Raw genomic sequence first — 16,460 nt, 5'->3', positions numbered from 1 at the left:
CCTCACGTCGGGATGGTCCCCGGATATTGCACCAGACCGTCATCGAGCTTCAGCCAGGCGAGCTTCTCGCTCACCCAGATGTGCTCGGTCGGCGTAAAGGCGTTGCGATCATCGAAGGTCGCAAGCGAGACACCGGCGAGCGTGCCATTGCGCCGCCAGGCGAACAGGCGCGTGCCGCAGCGCTTGCAGAAGACGCGGTCGATGTTCTCGGACGACGCATAGCGCTCGGTCTCGCCCTCGACCGTCAGTGCGCGCTGGTCGAACTGCGCGCGGGCGAAGAACGGCGAGCCCATCGCCTTCTGGCACAAGCGGCAATGGCAGATGCGGACGTTGAGCGGCTCGCCCTCCGCCTTGAACCTCACCGCGCCGCACAGGCATCCACCTTCCCGGATCATGGCTCAGGCCACCCGCCATTCGCCGACCTGGCGCGCCATGCTCCAGTTGAGATCGTCAAGATCGCCATCCATGTTGGAATTCCCGCGTCTGGTGTTGGTGAAGGCAGCCCAGCAGAAGCCGCCATGGGTGCGCACGGCGATCGTGCTCGTGCCCGGCAGGCTGCCATTGTGCCACCAATTGCCTGACTTGTTGACACAGAAGCCCTTGGCATAGTCCGGGCTATAGCTGGGTGCGGTGGTCATGACCTGGATGGTGTGCGGCCGCAGGATGGTCGCGGGCCTGGTGTAGCCGTCGACATGCATCAGGAACTGGACGAGATCCGACGGGGTCGCGATCCAGCCGCCATGGGAATCCATCCGCCGCACTTTCATGTCGTAGGGGCTTTCGCCCTGGCCGTAATAGGCGACTTCGCCGGCCTGGCGCTGGTCGCGCGTGTTGCCCGCTATCGTCATGTCGGTGACGCCGCAGCGCGCCAGCACCTCGCTGCGGACGTGCTCGGCATAGAGCTGGCCGGTGAGCTTCTCGATCACGCGCCCCAGCACGCAATAGCCGAAATTGGAGTAGGCGTAATGCTGGCCCGGCGGCCGGTCCAGCGGCCGGTTGGCGAGCGTCCAGGCGATCAGCTCGGCATGATCCATCCGCGGATGGGTGAACATGGGATCGCGGTTGTCGTTGCTCCAGCCGCCGCCAGTGTGGGTCAACAGATGCTCGAGCGTGATCTGGTCGATGCCGGCAGAGTAGGGCGGCTGCCCGTAATCGGTGCCGAGCAAAGCGCCTGGGCCGAACACGCGATCGGTCAGCTTGAGACGGTTCTCCTCGATCAGGCGGAACATCGCGACCGAGGTGATCATCTTGCTGACGCTGGCGATCCGGAACAGATGTCGCGGCGTCACGGTCTCGTTGCGCTCGCGGTCGGCAAGCCCGAAGGCATCCTCGTGGACGACAGTGCCGGCATAGCCGATCGCAAAGGACAGCGCCGGCACGTCGTATTTGTCCATGAAGCTGCGCGCGAGCCGCGCCATGGCGCCGCGCTCGGCCGGCGAGGGCGGGCGGATGCTCGGCGGGTTGGGCGCGAGTTGCGCCAGCGCTGGGCACGACAGCAGCGGCAGCGCGCCCGCTGCGAGCTTCACGAAGTCCCGTCGCCGAAATTGCATGGTCCGCCCCCTCGGGCGGCCCATGCCTCAGTAGGTCGCCCGTCCACCCGAAATATCAAACACTGCGCCGGTGGAGAAGGCACAATCTTCGGATGCGAGCCAGCTCACCATCGCGGCGAGCTCTTCGACTTGCACGAAGCGCGCTTTCGGGATCTTTGACAGCATGAAGTCGATATGCTGCTGCGTCATCTGGTCGAAGATCGCGGTCTTCGCCGCGGCCGGCGTCACCGCATTCACCAGGATGTCATGCGCGGCGAGCTCCTTGCCGAGCGATTTGGTCAGCGCGATCAAGCCGGCCTTGGACGCCGAATAATGCGAGGCGTTCGGATTGCCTTCCTTGCCGGCGATCGAGGCGATGTTCACGATCCGCCCGTATTTCCGCTTGAGCATTTCAGGCACGATGGCCTTGCAGCAGATGAAGGGGCCGTCGAGGTTGATGCGCAGGACTTTCCGCCATTCCTCGAGATCGGTCTCCCAGACCGGCTTGTTGACGCCGGCGATGCCGGCATTGTTGACGAGGATGTCGATCTTGCCGAAGGCGGCCAGCGTCGCATCGCGGGCCTGCTCGACTTCAGCGGTGTCGGTGACGTCGACCTTGAAGACGCGGACGTTGTCGCCGATCTCTTTCGCGGTCTTCTCGGCCAGCGCCGCGTCAAAATCCCAGATCGCGACCTTGGCGCCGGAGGCAACGAAGCGCTCGGCGATGGCGCGGCCAAAGCCCTGCGCACCGCCGGTGACGACGGCGGTACGGCCATTGAGATCGATCTTGTTCATGCCGGGTGCCCCTGGCGTCAGAGCATGTAACCGCCGTCGACGACCAGATCGACGCCGGTAGTGAAGGCGCTCTCGTCGCTGCCGAGATAGACGGCCATGGATGCGATCTCCTCGGCGGTGCCGAGGCGGCCCATCTTCTGGCGCGAGATGAACATCTCCTTGCCCTGGGGCCCTTGCGCGGCGGCGCGGTCGAGCATCGAGGGCGTCTCGACGGTGCCGGGGCAGATCGAGTTGCAGCGGATGCCCTTGGTGATGAAGTCGAGCGCGACCGCGCGCGACAGCAGCGACACCGCGGCCTTCGACGAGCTGTAGACATAACGGTTCGCCGGCGGCCTCAAGGCCGCGCAGGACGAGATGTTGACGATGCTGCCGCCGCCGCCCGCGATCATGTCGGGCAGGAAGGCCTTGATGGTCCGGTGCATCGACTTGACGTTGAGGTCGAAGGAGAAGTCGAAGTCTTCTTCCGAGCACTCCAGGATGGTGCCGTGATGCACGAAGCCAGCCGCGTTGAGCAGGATGTCGATCTTGCCGACGCGTTTGGCAAAGGCGTTGACGTCGGCGGTGTTGCGGACGTCGAGCTTTGCCACTTCGGCGATGCCTTCCTTGGTCAGGCCAGCGATGCCGGCCTCGTTGATGTCGGTGGCGATGACGGTTGCGCCTTCACGCGCGAATGCGATGGCGCATGCACGCCCGATGCCTGCTGCCGCAGCCGTGACGACGGCGCGCTTTCCCTTGAGGCGATCTGCCATTTTGTTCTCCCTTGTGTTCATTAGAATGCCAGCCCCACGTCATTGCGAGGAGCGAAGCGACGAAGCAATCCAGACTGCCTCTGCGGACAAATCTCTGGATTGCTTCGCTTCGCTCGCAATGACGGTGTGGCTGCTAGTGATTATCCCGCGCCACGCCAAAGGTGCCGGCGACGTTCTGATAGCGCGTGGCGAGCTCCATGCAGGCACCGGTCGATTGCTGGCCGACGGTGTTGCGATAGATCTCCTGCCACGGCGTCTGGTTCGGCGGATGCTTGAAGCCGCCATTGGCCTTCAGCTCGGCGTGGCGCTTCTTCAGCTCCTCGTCCGAGATCAGGATGTTGGCGCTGCCCTTGTTGAGGTCGATGCGCACCTTGTCGCCGGTCTTGAGGACCGCAAGCCCGCCATTGGCGGCGGCTTCCGGCGAGGCGTTCAGGATCGAGGGCGAGCCCGAGGTGCCGGACTGGCGGCCGTCGCCGATGCAGGGCAGGGACAGGATGCCGCGTTTGATCAGCGCCGCCGGCGGCTGCATGTTCACGACCTCGGCGCCACCGGGGTAGCCGATCGGGCCGGTGCCGCGGATGAACAGCACGCAGTGCTCGTCGATGTCGAGCGAGGCGTCGTCGATCCGTTCGTGATAATCCTCCGGACCCTCGAAGACGATGGCGCGGCCTTCGAAGGCGTTGAGGTCCTTCGGGTTGCTCAAATAGCGGTCGCGGAATTCCTTGGAGATCACGGAGGTCTTCATGATCGCGGAATCGAACAGGTTGCCCTTGAGTACCAGGAAGCCGGCGTCCTTCACCAGCGGCTTGTCGTAGGCCCGGATCACGTCGTTGTCGGGCTTGGGCGCATCCTTGCAGTTCTCGCCGATGCCGCGGCCGTTGACGGTGAGCGCGTCCTCGTGGATGCGCTTGTGGTTCATCAATTCGCGGACCACGGCCGGCACGCCGCCGGCGCGGTGGAATTCCTCGCCGAGATAGAAGCCGGCCGGCTGCATGTTGACCAGCAGCGGCACGTCATGACCGTGCTTCTGCCAGTCGTCGATAGACAGCTCGACGCCGATGTGGCGGGCCAGCGCGTTGATGTGGATCGGCGCATTGGTCGAGCCGCCGATCGCCGAATTGATCACGATGCAGTTCTCGAACGCCTTGCGGGTCAGGATGTCCGAAGGCTTCAGGTCTTCCCAGACCATCTCGACGATGCGCTTGCCGGTCTCGTAGGCGATCTGGCCGCGCTCGCGGTAAGGGGCGGGGATCGCCGCGCAGCCCGGCAGCGAGAAGCCGAGCGCCTCGGCGAGGCCGTTCATGGTCGAAGCCGTGCCCATGGTGTTGCAGTGGCCGACCGACGGCGCCGAGGAGGCCACGATCTCCATGAACTCCTCATAGTCGATCTCGCCGGCGGCAAGCCGCTCGCGCGACTTCCAGACGATGGTGCCGGAGCCGGTTCGCTCGCCGGCGTGCCAGCCGTTCAGCATCGGGCCGCCCGACAGCACGATCGCTGGCAGGTTCACGGTTGCGGCGGCCATCATGCAGGCCGGCGTGGTCTTATCGCAGCCGGTGGTGAGTACGACGCCATCGAGCGGATAGCCGTAGAGGATCTCGACCAGGCCAAGATAGGCGAGATTGCGGTCGAGCGCCGCGGTCGGGCGCTTGCCGGTCTCCTGGATCGGGTGGGTCGGGAATTCCATCGCGATGCCGCCGGCCTCGCGGATGCCTTCGCGGACGCGGTGCGCCAGCTCGATATGGTGCCGGTTGCAGGGGGAGAGGTCATTGCCGGTCTGGGCGATGCCGATGATCGGCTTGCCGGACTGGAGCTCGGCGCGGGTGAGGCCGTAGTTCAGGTAGCGCTCCATATAGAGCGCGGTCATGCCCGGATTATGCGGGTTGTTGAACCATTCCTGCGAGCGGAGGTGGCGGCGCGTGCCGTTACCGGCGCCCGCGTGCCCATTGGTTGGCTTTTTTGTCATTGGTTTCTCCTGCAATGCAAACGCACTGGCGTCCGTCTTGTGGTGTCGGCTTGTGCGATGCCCAACGATGTGAGCGACGATGGGCCTGCCCGTTGGCGGGTCGTTTCCTCACAAGTCCGATACTAGTCATGGCCGCTTGGTAACGCTACCATTTTGTTCGCGGCGGCCCCGCCAGATGCGGCTGGCCGATTGTCCGAATGCCGCGCCGACGAGCTTTGCCGCTCGATCACCTTGAAGCCGAGATCGAGCACCGGCTGCTCCGGCCGCCGTCCGTCGATCGCATCGATCAGCATGGTGGCGGCGGTTTTGCCCATCTCGTAGCGGTTGGTGCGCACGCTGGTGAGCGTAGGGACGGCGGAGGCCATGAATTCGAGATCGTTGAAGCCGACGATCGCGATCTGCTCGGGCACCGCGATCTCCCGGCGCCGGCATTCGAACAGCACGCCGAGCGCGAGGTCGTCATTGGCGCAGAACACCGCATCGAGGCCGGGCTCCCGCGCCAAGAGATCGGTGAACAGGGCGCCGCCGAGCGTCACCGAGGTCGGCGTCGCCGTGGTGACGACGAGGCGCTGCTCGAACAGGCCGGCATCCTTCATGGCCGAGACATATCCGTCCAGCCGCCGCTGCACCCTGGGATCCATGCGCGCGCCGACGAAGCCGATCTTGCGGTGGCCTTGCGCGAACAGGTGCGCGACCGCGGCGCGGGCTGCATCATAGTGCGAAAAGCCGATCATCATGTCGACCGGATTGGGCCCGATCTCCATGATCTGCACGATCGGGCAGTCGGCCGCCTCCAGCATCGCGCGCGATTCCGCGGTCTGGTCGATGCCGGTCACGATCAGCCCGGCCGGCTTCTGCGCCAGAAACAGGCGCAGCAGCTTCTCCTCCTGGAGGATGCTGTAGCGCGTGTTGGACAACTGGATCGAGTAGCGGCCGCCCTCGGAGGCGTCATAGATGCCGCGCAGCACGTCCGAGAACACGTTGTTGGTGAGCGAGGGGATCAAGACGCCGATCACTTCGGTGCGCTGCGAGGCGAGCGCCCGTGCCGCCAGGTTCGGCACGTAGCCGAGCTCCTTGGCCGCGCTCTCGACCCGCGTCCGCTTGGCGACCGACAGCGCCTCCGGATTACGGAAGAAGCGGGACGCGGTGATCGGGCTGACGCCGGCAAGCTCGGCGACTTCGGCCAGCCGGATTTTGCCTGACTTGGTGCGTTTTCGACCCATTTGCTGCTCTTTAGCATAGCCAATGTCGAAACCAAAGGATCGTTGACAGCGCTACCAGCAGCGACTAACCAAAGACAAATTGCCAAAACCGCACAAACTGCCGACAATGTCGCCTGCTAGGTTCGGGCTTCGGGTTGGCGAAGTCTGAAAAACAAGACGGTCGCGGCGCTAGAGGCGTCGTGGACTTTCGAGGAGGGAGCTAGATGTCGTCTGTGCAAATCCGCGACGTGCGGAAATCGTTCGGCAATTTTGAAGTCCTGCACGGCGTGACGATCCCGATCGAGGACGGCCAGTTCGTCGTCCTGGTTGGCCCCTCCGGCTGCGGCAAGTCGACGCTGCTGCGCATGCTCGCCGGTCTCGAGAACATCACCTCCGGCACGATCTCGATCGGCGACCGCGTCGTCAACAATGTCCAGCCCAAGGAGCGGGACATTGCGATGGTGTTCCAGAACTACGCGCTCTATCCGCACATGACGGTCGCCGACAACATGGGCTTCTCGCTGAAGTTGCGGAACGCGAGCTCCGACGAGATCAACAAGCGCGTCAAGCGCGCCGCCGAGATCCTCGCACTGTCGCCGCTGCTCGATCGCTATCCGCGCCAGCTCTCCGGCGGTCAGCGCCAGCGCGTCGCCATGGGCCGCGCCATCGTCCGCGATCCGCAGGTCTTCCTGTTCGACGAGCCCTTGTCGAACCTCGATGCCAAGCTGCGCGTCGCCATGCGCACCGAGATCAAGGAACTGCACCAGCGGCTGAAGACGACCACGGTCTACGTCACCCACGACCAGATCGAGGCCATGACTATGGCCGACAAGATCGTCGTCATGCATGACGGCATCGTCGAGCAGATGGGCACGCCGCTCGAGCTCTACGACAAGCCCGACAACCAGTTCGTCGCCGGCTTCATCGGCTCGCCCGCCATGAACTTCCTCAAGGGCCACGTGCGCGTCAACGGCGTTGCGACGTTCGAGGGGCCGAACGGCGTCAAGCTGCCGCTCAAGAACGCGCCGGCGGCGTCCGACGGCCGTCCCGCGGTCTACGGCGTGCGGCCCGAGCACTTCACCATCGCCGATGACGGCGCCGAGGCCGAGATCATCGTGGTCGAGCCGACCGGCTCGGAGACGCAGGTGTTCGCCAAGGTCGGCGGCGAGCAGGTCGTTGCGGTGTTCCGCGAGCGCCACCAGTTCAACCCGGGCGACAAGGTCCGGCTGAAGCCAGATCCGTCGCTGGTTCATTTATTCGACGACGCGACAGGCAAACGCCTCAACGCGTAAAAGACCAAGAAGAAAAAAGAATCACAGGGAGGACGACATGCAAGACTTTACCCGCCGGACTCTGCTTCAAGGCGGAACGGCTCTGGCCGCGACCGGCATGCTGACCGGTCCGGCACTGTTCGACTTCGCCAAGGCCTGGGCGCAGAGCGCGCCCTGGAAGGCGGAGCCGGGCGCCAAGCTGACCGTGATGCGGTGGAAGCGCTTCGTGCCGGCGGAAGACGATGCGTTCAACGCGATGGTGGCGGCGTTCAAGACCGCGACCGGCACCGAGATGAACGTGTTCAGCGAGTCCTTCGAGGACGTGCAGCCGAAGGCCTCGGTTGCGGCCAATACCGGCTCGGGACTCGATCTCGCCTGGGGTCTGCACACGCTGCCGCAGCTCTTCCCCACCAAAGTCCTGAAGATGAACGACGTCGCCGATTACCTCGGCAAGAAATATGGCGGCTGGACCGATGCGGCGGCCAAGACCTGCAAGCTCGGTGACGACTGGCTCGGCATTCCCGTCGCGACCAACGGCGGTTATATGACCTACCGCAAGTCGGCGCTCGACAAGGCCGGCTTCAAGGAATTCCCGAAGGACTTCCCGGGCTTCCTCGAGATGTGCAAGGCGCTCAAGGCCAACAACACCCCGGCCGGCTTCGCGCTCGGACATGCCTCGGGCGATGGCAATTCGTGGCTGCACTGGGTGCTGTGGGGCCACGGGGCCTACACGGTCGACCAGAACGACAAGATCATCATCAATTCGCCGGAGACGGCGAAGGCGCTGGAATATTGCAAGGCGCTCTACGAGAGCTTCATTCCGGGCACCCCGTCCTGGAACGATTCCTCCAACAACAAGGCGTACCTCGCCGGCGAGCTCTATTGCACGGCGAACGGCATCTCGATCTACGTGGCGGCCAAGACCGACGCGTCCAAGAAAGAGCTTGCCGAGGATACCTATCACGCGCTCTGGCCGGTCGGCCCGATCGGCAAGCCGACCGAGTTGCAGCTCGCGCTGCCGATCCTCGCCTTCAACTTCACCAAATATCCGAATGCGTCGAAGGCCTTCATCGCCTTCATGCTGGAGAAGGAGAACTACGAGAAGTGGCTGGACGGCGCGCAGGGCTATCTCACGCAGACCCTGAACGCCTACGAGTCGGCGCCGATCTGGACCGCCGATCCGAAGAACGCCGTGTTCTCGCAGGCTTCCAAGCGCACGCTGCCGGCCTCCGGCATCGGCACGGTCGGTGAGAAGGCGGCGACCGCGATCGCCGACTTCATCGTCGTCGACATGTTCGCCAACTACTGCACCGGCGCCAAGGATGCGAAGGGCGCGATGACGGAAGCCGAGCGCCAGCTGAAGCGCATCTATCGCTGACGTCACGGGGCGGGCGGCCTTCCGGCCGCCCGCTCGTCAACATTTCGATCAGGGATATCGGGCATGGCTGATGTCGCAATTCCCCGGGCCAAGCCTCAGATGAGCGAGGACAGCGCCTGGACCCAGCTCAAACACAATCGCAACTGGCTCGGCTTCTGGTTCATGGTGCCGGCCATGGCGTTCCTGATCTTCTTCCTGGCCTATCCGCTGGGGCTCGGCATCTGGCTGTCCTTCACAGACACCCGCATCGGCAGGGTGGGGCACTTCATCGCGACCGAGAACTATGAGTGGCTGTGGGACGACAGCATCTTCTGGCTGTCGGTGTTCAACACGCTGCTCTACACCTTCGTCGCCAGCGCCCTCAAATTCGCGATCGGGCTTTATCTCGCGCTGTTGCTGAACGAGAACATGCCTTTCAAGGCGATGTTGCGCGCGATGGTCCTGATCCCCTTCATCGTGCCAACGGTGCTCTCGGCGCTGGCGTTCTGGTGGATCTTCGACTCGCAATTCTCCATCATCTCCTGGTCGCTGAAGCACCTCGGACTGATCAACCAGAACATCAATTTCCTCGGCGACACGACCTGGGCACGCATCTGCGTGATCTTCGCCAATATCTGGCGCGGCGTGCCGTTCGTGGCGATCACGCTGCTCGCGGGCCTGCAGACGGTGTCGCCGTCGCTCTATGAAGCAGCAACGCTCGACGGCGCCACGCGCTGGCAGAATTTCCGGTACATCACCTATCCGCTGCTGACGCCGATCATCGCTGTCGTGATGACCTTCTCGGTGCTGTTCACCTTCACCGACTTCCAGCTGATCTGGGCCATGACCCGCGGCGGCCCGGTCAACGCCACCCATCTGATGGCGACCCTGTCGTACCAGCGCGCGATCATCGCCGGGCAGCTGGGCGAGGGCGCGGCGATCTCCAGCGCCATGATTCCGTTCCTGCTCGCCGCGATCATGGTCTCATGGTTCGGATTGCAGCGCCGGAAATGGCAGCAGGGAGAGAGCAATGACTGACCTGCCCACCAGATCCATCGATCTCAAGAATGTGCTGTCGGGCTCGGCGCCTACGGCCGATCACAGCGAGGGCATGAGCTACCTGCAGTCGGTGCCGCGCCGGCTCGTGACGCTCTATCTGCCGCTCGCGATCATCGTCATCGTTCTGCTGTTCCCGTTCTACTGGATGGCGCTGACGTCGGTGAAACCCGATGATCAACTGCTCGATCTCGACAGGTACAATCCGTTCTGGACCTGGAATCCGACGTTCAAGCACTTCCACAAGCTGCTGTTCGAGAGCTACTACCCGCACTGGCTCTGGAACACGATGTACGTGGCCGTCTGTGCGACGGTGCTTTCGATCATCGCATCTGTACTCGCGGCCTATGCCATTGTGCGCTTGCGCTACAAGGGCGCCAATCTGGTCGGCGGGCTGATCTTCCTCGCCTATCTGGTGCCGCCGTCGATCCTGTTCATTCCGCTCGCCACCGTCGTGTTCCAGTACGGCCTGTTCGATTCGCCGCTGGCGCTGATTCTGACCTATCCGACGATCCTGATCCCGTTCTCGACCTGGCTGTTGATGGGCTATTTCAAGACCATCCCGTTCGAGCTTGAGGAATGCGCGCTGATCGACGGGGCGAGCCGCTGGCAGATCCTGATCAAGATCGTGCTGCCGCTCGCGATTCCCGGCCTGATCTCGGCCTTCATCTTCTGCTTCACGCTGTGCTGGAACGAGTTCATCTACGCGTTGACCTTCCTGCAGTCGACCAGCAACAAGACGGTGCCGGTCGCGATCGTCAACGAGTTCGTGGACGGTGACATCTATCGCTGGGGGTCGCTCATGGCGGGAGCCCTGGCCGGCTCGCTGCCGCTCGTCATCCTTTACGCCTTCTTCGTGGAGCATTATGTCTCGGCGATGACCGGCGCCGTGAAGGAATGACCAGCGGGGCCCGCCTTGAGAGCGCGCCAGTAGCGGCGCGTTCCGGCCAATAAGAAGGAGTAGGCTCTTGCACATTCTGGTTCTGGGCGCCGCCGGCATGGTCGGCCGTAAATTGTGTGAACGGCTGCTGCGCGACGGCCGGCTCGGCAAGAGCGACATCACCAAATTGACTATGCATGACGTGGTCGAGCCGAAGAAGCCGGAGAAGGCCGGCTTCCCCGTCGAGACCGTCTCGGGCGATTTCGCGGTCCCGGGCGCGGCCGAGAAGCTGATCGCCGGCCGCCCCGACGTGATCTTCCATCTCGCCGCGATCGTGTCGGGTGAGGCCGAGCTCGATTTCGACAAGGGCTACCGCATCAATCTCGACGGCACGCGGATGCTGCTCGACGCCATCCGCCTCGCCGGCGGCGGCTACAAGCCGCGCGTCGTGTTCACGTCTTCCATCGCGGTGTTCGGCGCGCCGTTCCCGGATGCGATCGGCGACGAGTTCTTCCACACCCCGCTGCTCAGCTACGGCACCCAGAAGGCGATCGGCGAATTGCTGCTCGCCGACTATTCGCGCCGCGGCTTCCTCGACGGCATCGGCATCCGCCTGCCGACCATCTGCATCCGGCCCGGCCTGCCCAACAAGGCGGCATCGGGCTTCTTCTCCAACATCCTGCGCGAGCCGCTGGCCGGCAAGGAGGCGATCCTTCCGGTGTCCGAGGACGTCCGCCACTGGCACGCCACGCCGCGCTCGGCGGTCGGCTTCCTGCTCCATGCCGGCACCATGGATCTCGCCAAGGTCGGCCCGCGCCGCAACCTGACCATGCCCGGCTTCTCGGCCACGGTCGGCGAGCAGATCGCAGCGCTCCGGCGCGTCGCCGGCGACAAGGTCGCCGCGCGCATCAAGCACGAGCTCGATCCGTTCATCGTCGGCATCGTCGGCGGCTGGCCGCGCAATTTCGAGGCCAAGCGCGCGCGCGAGCTCGGCTTCACCACCGAAGAAAAATCCTTCGACGACATCATCCGCATTCACATCGAAGACGAGCTCGGCGGCAACTTCGTCGCCTGAGCTATCAGATGAACAGCGTGGATATGACGATGGCGAGCGTTGCTTGCATCGGTGAATGCATGGTCGAGCTCCGGCAGGCCCAAGGTGGGCAGGCCGGGCAGGGCGGCGGCCTGTACTCGCGCGGCTTCGGCGGCGACACCCTCAACACGGCCGTGTATCTGGCCCGGCTCGAGGTCAAGGTCGACTATCTCACCGCGCTCGGAGACGATGCGCTCAGTGATGAGATGATCGCAGCCTGGAATGCAGAGGGCGTCGGCACCCGCCGCGTCGCGCGGCTGCCGGGCAAGCTTCCCGGCCTCTACATGATCCAGACGGATGCCAAGGGCGAGCGCCAGTTCTTCCACTGGCGCGACAGTGCGGCGGCGCGCCAGCTGATGAGCCTGCCGGAGACCGACGAGCTGCTCAACTCGCTGATGAGCTACGACATCGTCTATCTCTCCGCGATCACGCTCTCGATCTACGATGCTCCGGGGCGCGATCGCCTGTTCGCGGCGATCAAGCGGGCGCGCCTGCTCGGCACCCGCTTCGTGTTCGACACCAACTTCCGCGCGCGCGGCTGGCCCGATCGCGACGTCGCGCGCGAGGTGTTCGCCACTGCGTTTGCGGCCGCCGACATCGTGCTGACCTCGACCGAGGATCTGCTCGCGCTCTACCCCGGCGAGAGCCATGAGCAGCTGATGGCGCGTATCCCCACGCCTGAGCTGGTGTTCCGGCTGGCCGAGCCGGTGAGCCTGCTGCGCTTTCCCGGCGGGACCCACGAGGTCCGGGCCGAGCCCATGACCAAGCCGGTCGTCGACACCACCGCGGCCGGCGACAGCTTCGCCGCGGCCTATATCGCGGCGCGGCTTGCCGGGTCGGAACCGGTCGAGGCCGCCCAGGCCGGCCATCGCCTCGCCAGTCTCGTGATCTGCTATCCCGGCGCCATCATTCCGGGCTATGCCATGCCCCCGAAGAAGCGGCACCGGCCGGCGACCTCGCGCCAGGCGACCAAGTAAAGAAGCGATCAACATGCCCACCACTGCCCAACAGAACCACCTCGTCGCGCTGTTCAAGGCCGCGACCGTCATTCCCGTCCTCACCATCGAGCGGATCCAGGACGCCGTGCCGCTGGCGCGTGCGCTGGTGGCCGGCGGCGTCCGCACGCTGGAGGTGACCCTGCGCACCCCCGTTGCGATCGAGGCGGCGCGGGCGATGATGGCCGCGGTCCCCGAGGCGGTCGTCGGCATCGGCACGATCCTCAATCCGGCCGACTTCACCCGGGTCGAGAAGCTCGGCGTCGCCTTCGGAATCAGCCCGGGCCTGACCCCCGATCTCCTCGCGGCCGCCGCCCACAGCTCCCTGCCGTTCGCGCCGGGCATCGCCACCGCCTCCGAACTGATGCTGGCGCTGTCGCACGGCTTCGACGTGGCAAAATTCTTCCCCGCCGAGCAGGCCGGCGGCATCAAGGGCCTGCGCGCCCTCGGCGGGCCGTTCCCGAACGTGCGGTTCTGCCCGACGGGCGGGGTCGGCGAAGCCAATGCAGCGAGCTGGCTTGCCGAGCCCAATGTGATTGCGGTCGGCGGTTCCTGGCTGTGCCCGACGGCCGAGATCAGGGCGGGGAACTGGGCCGGCATAACTGCCATCTGCCAGCGCACCCTCCAGGCCCTTAAACCTGCGTGAAGTCTTGCCATCCCTGGGCTAAGACTTAGCTCAGGGCTAAGAGACCCCAGGGAGAAGAGACCATGACCGCCAGCATCGTCGGATGGGCGCATACGCCGTTCGGCAAGTTCGACACCGAAACCGTCGAAAGCCTCGTCACCAGCGTCGCCAACGAGGCGCTGGCCGATGCCGGCATTTCCGCCTCCGACGTCGACGAGATCGTGCTCGGCCATTTCAACGCCGGCTTCTCGCCGCAGGATTTTACCGCCTCGCTGGTGCTCCAGGCCGACCCGAAGCTGCGCTTCAAGCCCGCGACCCGCGTCGAGAACGCCTGCGCCACCGGCTCTGCCGCCGTGCACCAGGGTCTGCGCGCGATCGCCGCAGGGGCCGCCAAGATCGTGCTGGTCGTCGGTGTCGAGCAGATGACCCGCACGCCGGGACCGGAGATCGGCAAAAACCTGCTCAAGGCGTCCTATCTGCCCGAGGACGGCGACACGGTCGGCGGCTTCGCCGGCGTGTTCGGCAAGATCGCCAGCTCCTATTTCCAGAAATACGGCGACCAATCCGATGCGCTGGCGCTGATCGCGGCCAAGAACCACAAGAACGGCGTCGCCAATCCCTTCGCCCAGATGCGCAAGGACTTTGGCTTCGATTTCTGCCGCGCCGAGAGCGAGAAGAACCCCTACGTCGCCGGTCCCCTGAAGCGTACCGATTGCTCGCTGGTGTCCGACGGCGCCGCGGCGCTGGTTCTGGCCGATGCCGAGACCGCCAAGGGCATGGCTAAGTCGATCGGCTTCCGCGCCACCGCGCATGCCCAGGACTTCCTGCCGATGTCCAAGCGCGACATCCTCCAGTTCGAGGGCTGCACGATTGCTTGGCAGCGTGCATTGGAGAAGGCGGGCCTGCAGCTGTCCGATCTCTCCTTCGTCGAGACCCATGACTGCTTCACCGTCGCCGAGTTGATCGAGTACGAAGCGATGGGCCTGACGCCGAAGGGGCAGGGCGCCCGCGCCATCAAGGAGGGCTGGACGCTCAAGGACGGCAAGCTGCCGGTCAACCCGTCCGGCGGCCTCAAGGCCAAGGGCCACCCGATCGGCGCCACCGGCGTCTCCATGCACGTGATGACCGCGATGCAGCTCGCCGGCCAGGCGCCCGAGGGCATGCAGCTCAAGAACGCCAAGCTCGGCGGCATCTTCAACATGGGCGGCGCGGCGGTCGCCAACTACGTCTCCGTGCTGGAGCCGCTGAAGTAAGCTCGCGTAGGGTGGGCAAAGGCGCGAAAGCGCCGTGCCCACCAGTTTCCTTGCGCTAAATCAAGGTGGGCACGCTTCGCTTTGCCCACCTTAACGCTCCTGATTGATTTGCGGAAAAAGCATCATGAGCAATGGCTACGAAGATTCAATTTCTCTCGAAGCACTCAACGACCGCATCGCGATCATCGAGGACAATATCCGCCAGCTGATCGAGCAGGCCGCGGCCGCCTCCGGCGAGCAGAACGAGTCGCGGATCGCCGACCGCATCAACCAGCAGAACGAAGAGCTCGACCGCCTCATCAAGATCCGCGAATCCCGCCAGAAGAAGTAGCATCGGCGTCGGCCTATGCATGCGGCCATACGCCGGCCGCCCTTGCGCGCGCGGCGTCGCTGCCTTTAGCTGGACCGAAATCGCGGGGCCGCTTTCAGAGAGCCCGCGCAATCGGGAGCGAACGAATGGGGCCGCTGAAGGGCATCAAGGTCGTCGACATGACCACCGTGCTGATGGGGCCCTATGCGACCCAGATGCTCGGCGACTACGGTGCCGACGTCATCAAGGTGGAATCGCTCGACGGCGACGTCACCCGCCTGATCGGCCCGACCCGCCATGCCGGCATGGGCCCGGTGTTCCTCAACACCAACCGCAGCAAGCGCTCGATCTGCCTCGACCTGAAGAAACCCGCGGGACGCGAGGCGGTGCTGCGGCTGCTGAAGGATGCCGACGTTCTCGTCTACAATGTCCGCCCGCAGGCAATGGCGCGGCTTCAGCTCGGTTACGACGTCGTCTCCAAGATCAACCCGCGCCTCGTCTATGCCGGCGTGTTCGGCTTCGGCCAGGACGGGCCCTATGCGGCAAAGCCCGCCTATGACGATCTGATCCAGGGCGCGACCGCGCTGCCGGCGCTGATGGCGCAGACCGGTGACGGCGTGCCGCGCTACGTGCCGAATGCGCTGGTTGACCGCATCGTCGGCCTCACCGCCGTCGGTGCGATCTGCGCCAGCCTCGTGCACCGCGACCGCACCGGCCGCGGCCAGCGCGTCGACATCCCCATGTTCGAGACCATGGCCGGCTTCGTCATGGGCGACCACATGGGCGGGCTCACCTATGAGCCGCCGCTCGACAAAGGCGGCTACGCCCGCCACCTCTCGCGCGACCGCAGGCCGTACAAGACCTCCGACGGCTATCTCAGCGTCATCGTCTACAACGACAAGCAGTGGGAGAATTTCTTCAACGCGACGGGGCGCGACGACCTCCGCGCCGATCCCAAATTCGCAACCTTCGCCGGGCGCGCCGCCAATATCGACGTCGTCTATGCCGAGCTCGCACGGATTTTCGAGACGCGCACGACCGCCGAGTGGATCGATCTTTTGACCAAGGCCGACGTGCCCGTGATGCCGATGCACGATCTCGCATCGATCCTGCATGATCCGCATCTCGAGGCGACCGGCTTCTTCCCGGTGGTCGAGCATCCGACCGAAGGCCCGATCCGCAGCATGAAGGTGACAGCGAGCTGGTCGGAGACCGAGGCCGAGCCTGTGCGGCTGGCGCCGCGGCTCAACGAGCACGGCGCCGATATTTTGCGCGAGATCGGCTACTCCGCGGACGAAATTGCCGCGATGGTCCGCGATGGTGTCACGCGCATGGCGCCGGAGTAGGGGGAAGAGATGGCGATGACTCTCTCATCCGTCATT

Annotated in this window: 16 protein-coding genes; 10 read left to right on the top strand and 6 right to left on the bottom strand. The window is 64.8% G+C overall.

The features are described from left to right. Positions 1-2: 2 nt before the first annotated feature. The 6 genes from QA642_RS29500 to QA642_RS29475 form a co-directional block, all read right to left on the bottom strand. Complete coding sequence (locus QA642_RS29500) at positions 3-395, bottom strand: GFA family protein (protein ID WP_283079977.1); 393 nt, start codon at positions 393-395, stop codon at positions 3-5. A gap of 3 nt (positions 396-398) precedes the next feature. Next, positions 399-1,550, bottom strand: coding sequence for a serine hydrolase domain-containing protein (locus QA642_RS29495; protein WP_283079976.1), 1,152 nt, complete (start codon positions 1,548-1,550; stop codon positions 399-401). Between the two features lie 27 nt (positions 1,551-1,577). Continuing rightward, complete coding sequence (locus QA642_RS29490) at positions 1,578-2,324, bottom strand: SDR family NAD(P)-dependent oxidoreductase (RefSeq protein ID WP_283079975.1); 747 nt, start codon at positions 2,322-2,324, stop codon at positions 1,578-1,580. A gap of 17 nt (positions 2,325-2,341) precedes the next feature. Further along, the gene (locus QA642_RS29485; RefSeq protein ID WP_130362352.1) at positions 2,342-3,073 is read right to left on the bottom strand and encodes an SDR family oxidoreductase; all 732 of its coding nucleotides are present in this window, start codon (positions 3,071-3,073) and stop codon (positions 2,342-2,344) included. A 133-nt stretch (positions 3,074-3,206) separates the two neighbouring features. Beyond that, positions 3,207-5,036, bottom strand: coding sequence for an IlvD/Edd family dehydratase (locus QA642_RS29480; RefSeq protein WP_283079974.1), 1,830 nt, complete (start codon positions 5,034-5,036; stop codon positions 3,207-3,209). 122 nt (positions 5,037-5,158) lie between these two features. Continuing rightward, a complete protein-coding gene (locus QA642_RS29475) occupies positions 5,159-6,259 on the bottom strand; it encodes a LacI family DNA-binding transcriptional regulator (RefSeq protein WP_283079973.1) in 1,101 nt (366 codons plus the stop codon). Between the two features lie 203 nt (positions 6,260-6,462). On the opposite strand from QA642_RS29475, the gene ugpC reads away from it, so the two are divergent. The 10 genes from ugpC to QA642_RS29425 all read left to right on the top strand — a co-directional run bounded on the left by ugpC (position 6,463) and on the right by QA642_RS29425 (position 16,424). Beyond that, entirely contained in the window at positions 6,463-7,530 is a 1,068-nt protein-coding gene (gene ugpC / locus QA642_RS29470; protein WP_027557397.1) for a sn-glycerol-3-phosphate ABC transporter ATP-binding protein UgpC, read from the top strand. A 37-nt stretch (positions 7,531-7,567) separates the two neighbouring features. Continuing rightward, positions 7,568-8,887, top strand: a complete 1,320-nt coding sequence (locus QA642_RS29465; RefSeq protein ID WP_283079972.1) for an ABC transporter substrate-binding protein — start codon at positions 7,568-7,570, stop codon at positions 8,885-8,887. Between the two features lie 63 nt (positions 8,888-8,950). Next, complete coding sequence (locus tag QA642_RS29460) at positions 8,951-9,904, top strand: sugar ABC transporter permease (RefSeq protein WP_051377944.1); 954 nt, start codon at positions 8,951-8,953, stop codon at positions 9,902-9,904. Beyond that, entirely contained in the window at positions 9,897-10,823 is a 927-nt protein-coding gene (locus QA642_RS29455) for a carbohydrate ABC transporter permease (RefSeq protein ID WP_283079971.1), read from the top strand. Before QA642_RS29460 ends, QA642_RS29455 begins: the two co-directional genes overlap by 8 nt. A gap of 67 nt (positions 10,824-10,890) precedes the next feature. Next, positions 10,891-11,877 (top strand): D-erythronate dehydrogenase, encoded by a 987-nt coding sequence (gene denD, locus QA642_RS29450; protein WP_283079970.1) that lies wholly within the window; start codon positions 10,891-10,893, stop codon positions 11,875-11,877. A 29-nt stretch (positions 11,878-11,906) separates the two neighbouring features. Further along, on the top strand, positions 11,907-12,872 hold the full coding sequence (locus QA642_RS29445) for a sugar kinase (protein ID WP_283079969.1): 966 nt from the start codon (positions 11,907-11,909) through the stop codon (positions 12,870-12,872). Between the two features lie 13 nt (positions 12,873-12,885). Then, positions 12,886-13,536, top strand: coding sequence for a bifunctional 4-hydroxy-2-oxoglutarate aldolase/2-dehydro-3-deoxy-phosphogluconate aldolase (gene eda / locus QA642_RS29440; RefSeq protein ID WP_283079968.1), 651 nt, complete (start codon positions 12,886-12,888; stop codon positions 13,534-13,536). 62 nt (positions 13,537-13,598) lie between these two features. Continuing rightward, positions 13,599-14,768 (top strand): acetyl-CoA acetyltransferase, encoded by a 1,170-nt coding sequence (locus QA642_RS29435; RefSeq protein WP_283079967.1) that lies wholly within the window; start codon positions 13,599-13,601, stop codon positions 14,766-14,768. A gap of 124 nt (positions 14,769-14,892) precedes the next feature. Further along, positions 14,893-15,099: a hypothetical protein gene (locus QA642_RS29430; protein ID WP_027557405.1), complete on the top strand. Its 207-nt coding sequence runs from the start codon at positions 14,893-14,895 to the stop codon at positions 15,097-15,099. Between the two features lie 125 nt (positions 15,100-15,224). Next, positions 15,225-16,424, top strand: a complete 1,200-nt coding sequence (locus QA642_RS29425; protein ID WP_283079966.1) for a CoA transferase — start codon at positions 15,225-15,227, stop codon at positions 16,422-16,424. Positions 16,425-16,460: the final 36 nt, after the last annotated feature.

This window comes from Bradyrhizobium sp. CB2312 (assembly GCF_029714425.1).
Lineage (GTDB): Bacteria > Pseudomonadota > Alphaproteobacteria > Rhizobiales > Xanthobacteraceae > Bradyrhizobium.
Note: the sequence above shows the minus strand (reverse complement) of the source record. Positions and strands in the feature narration are given on the sequence as shown.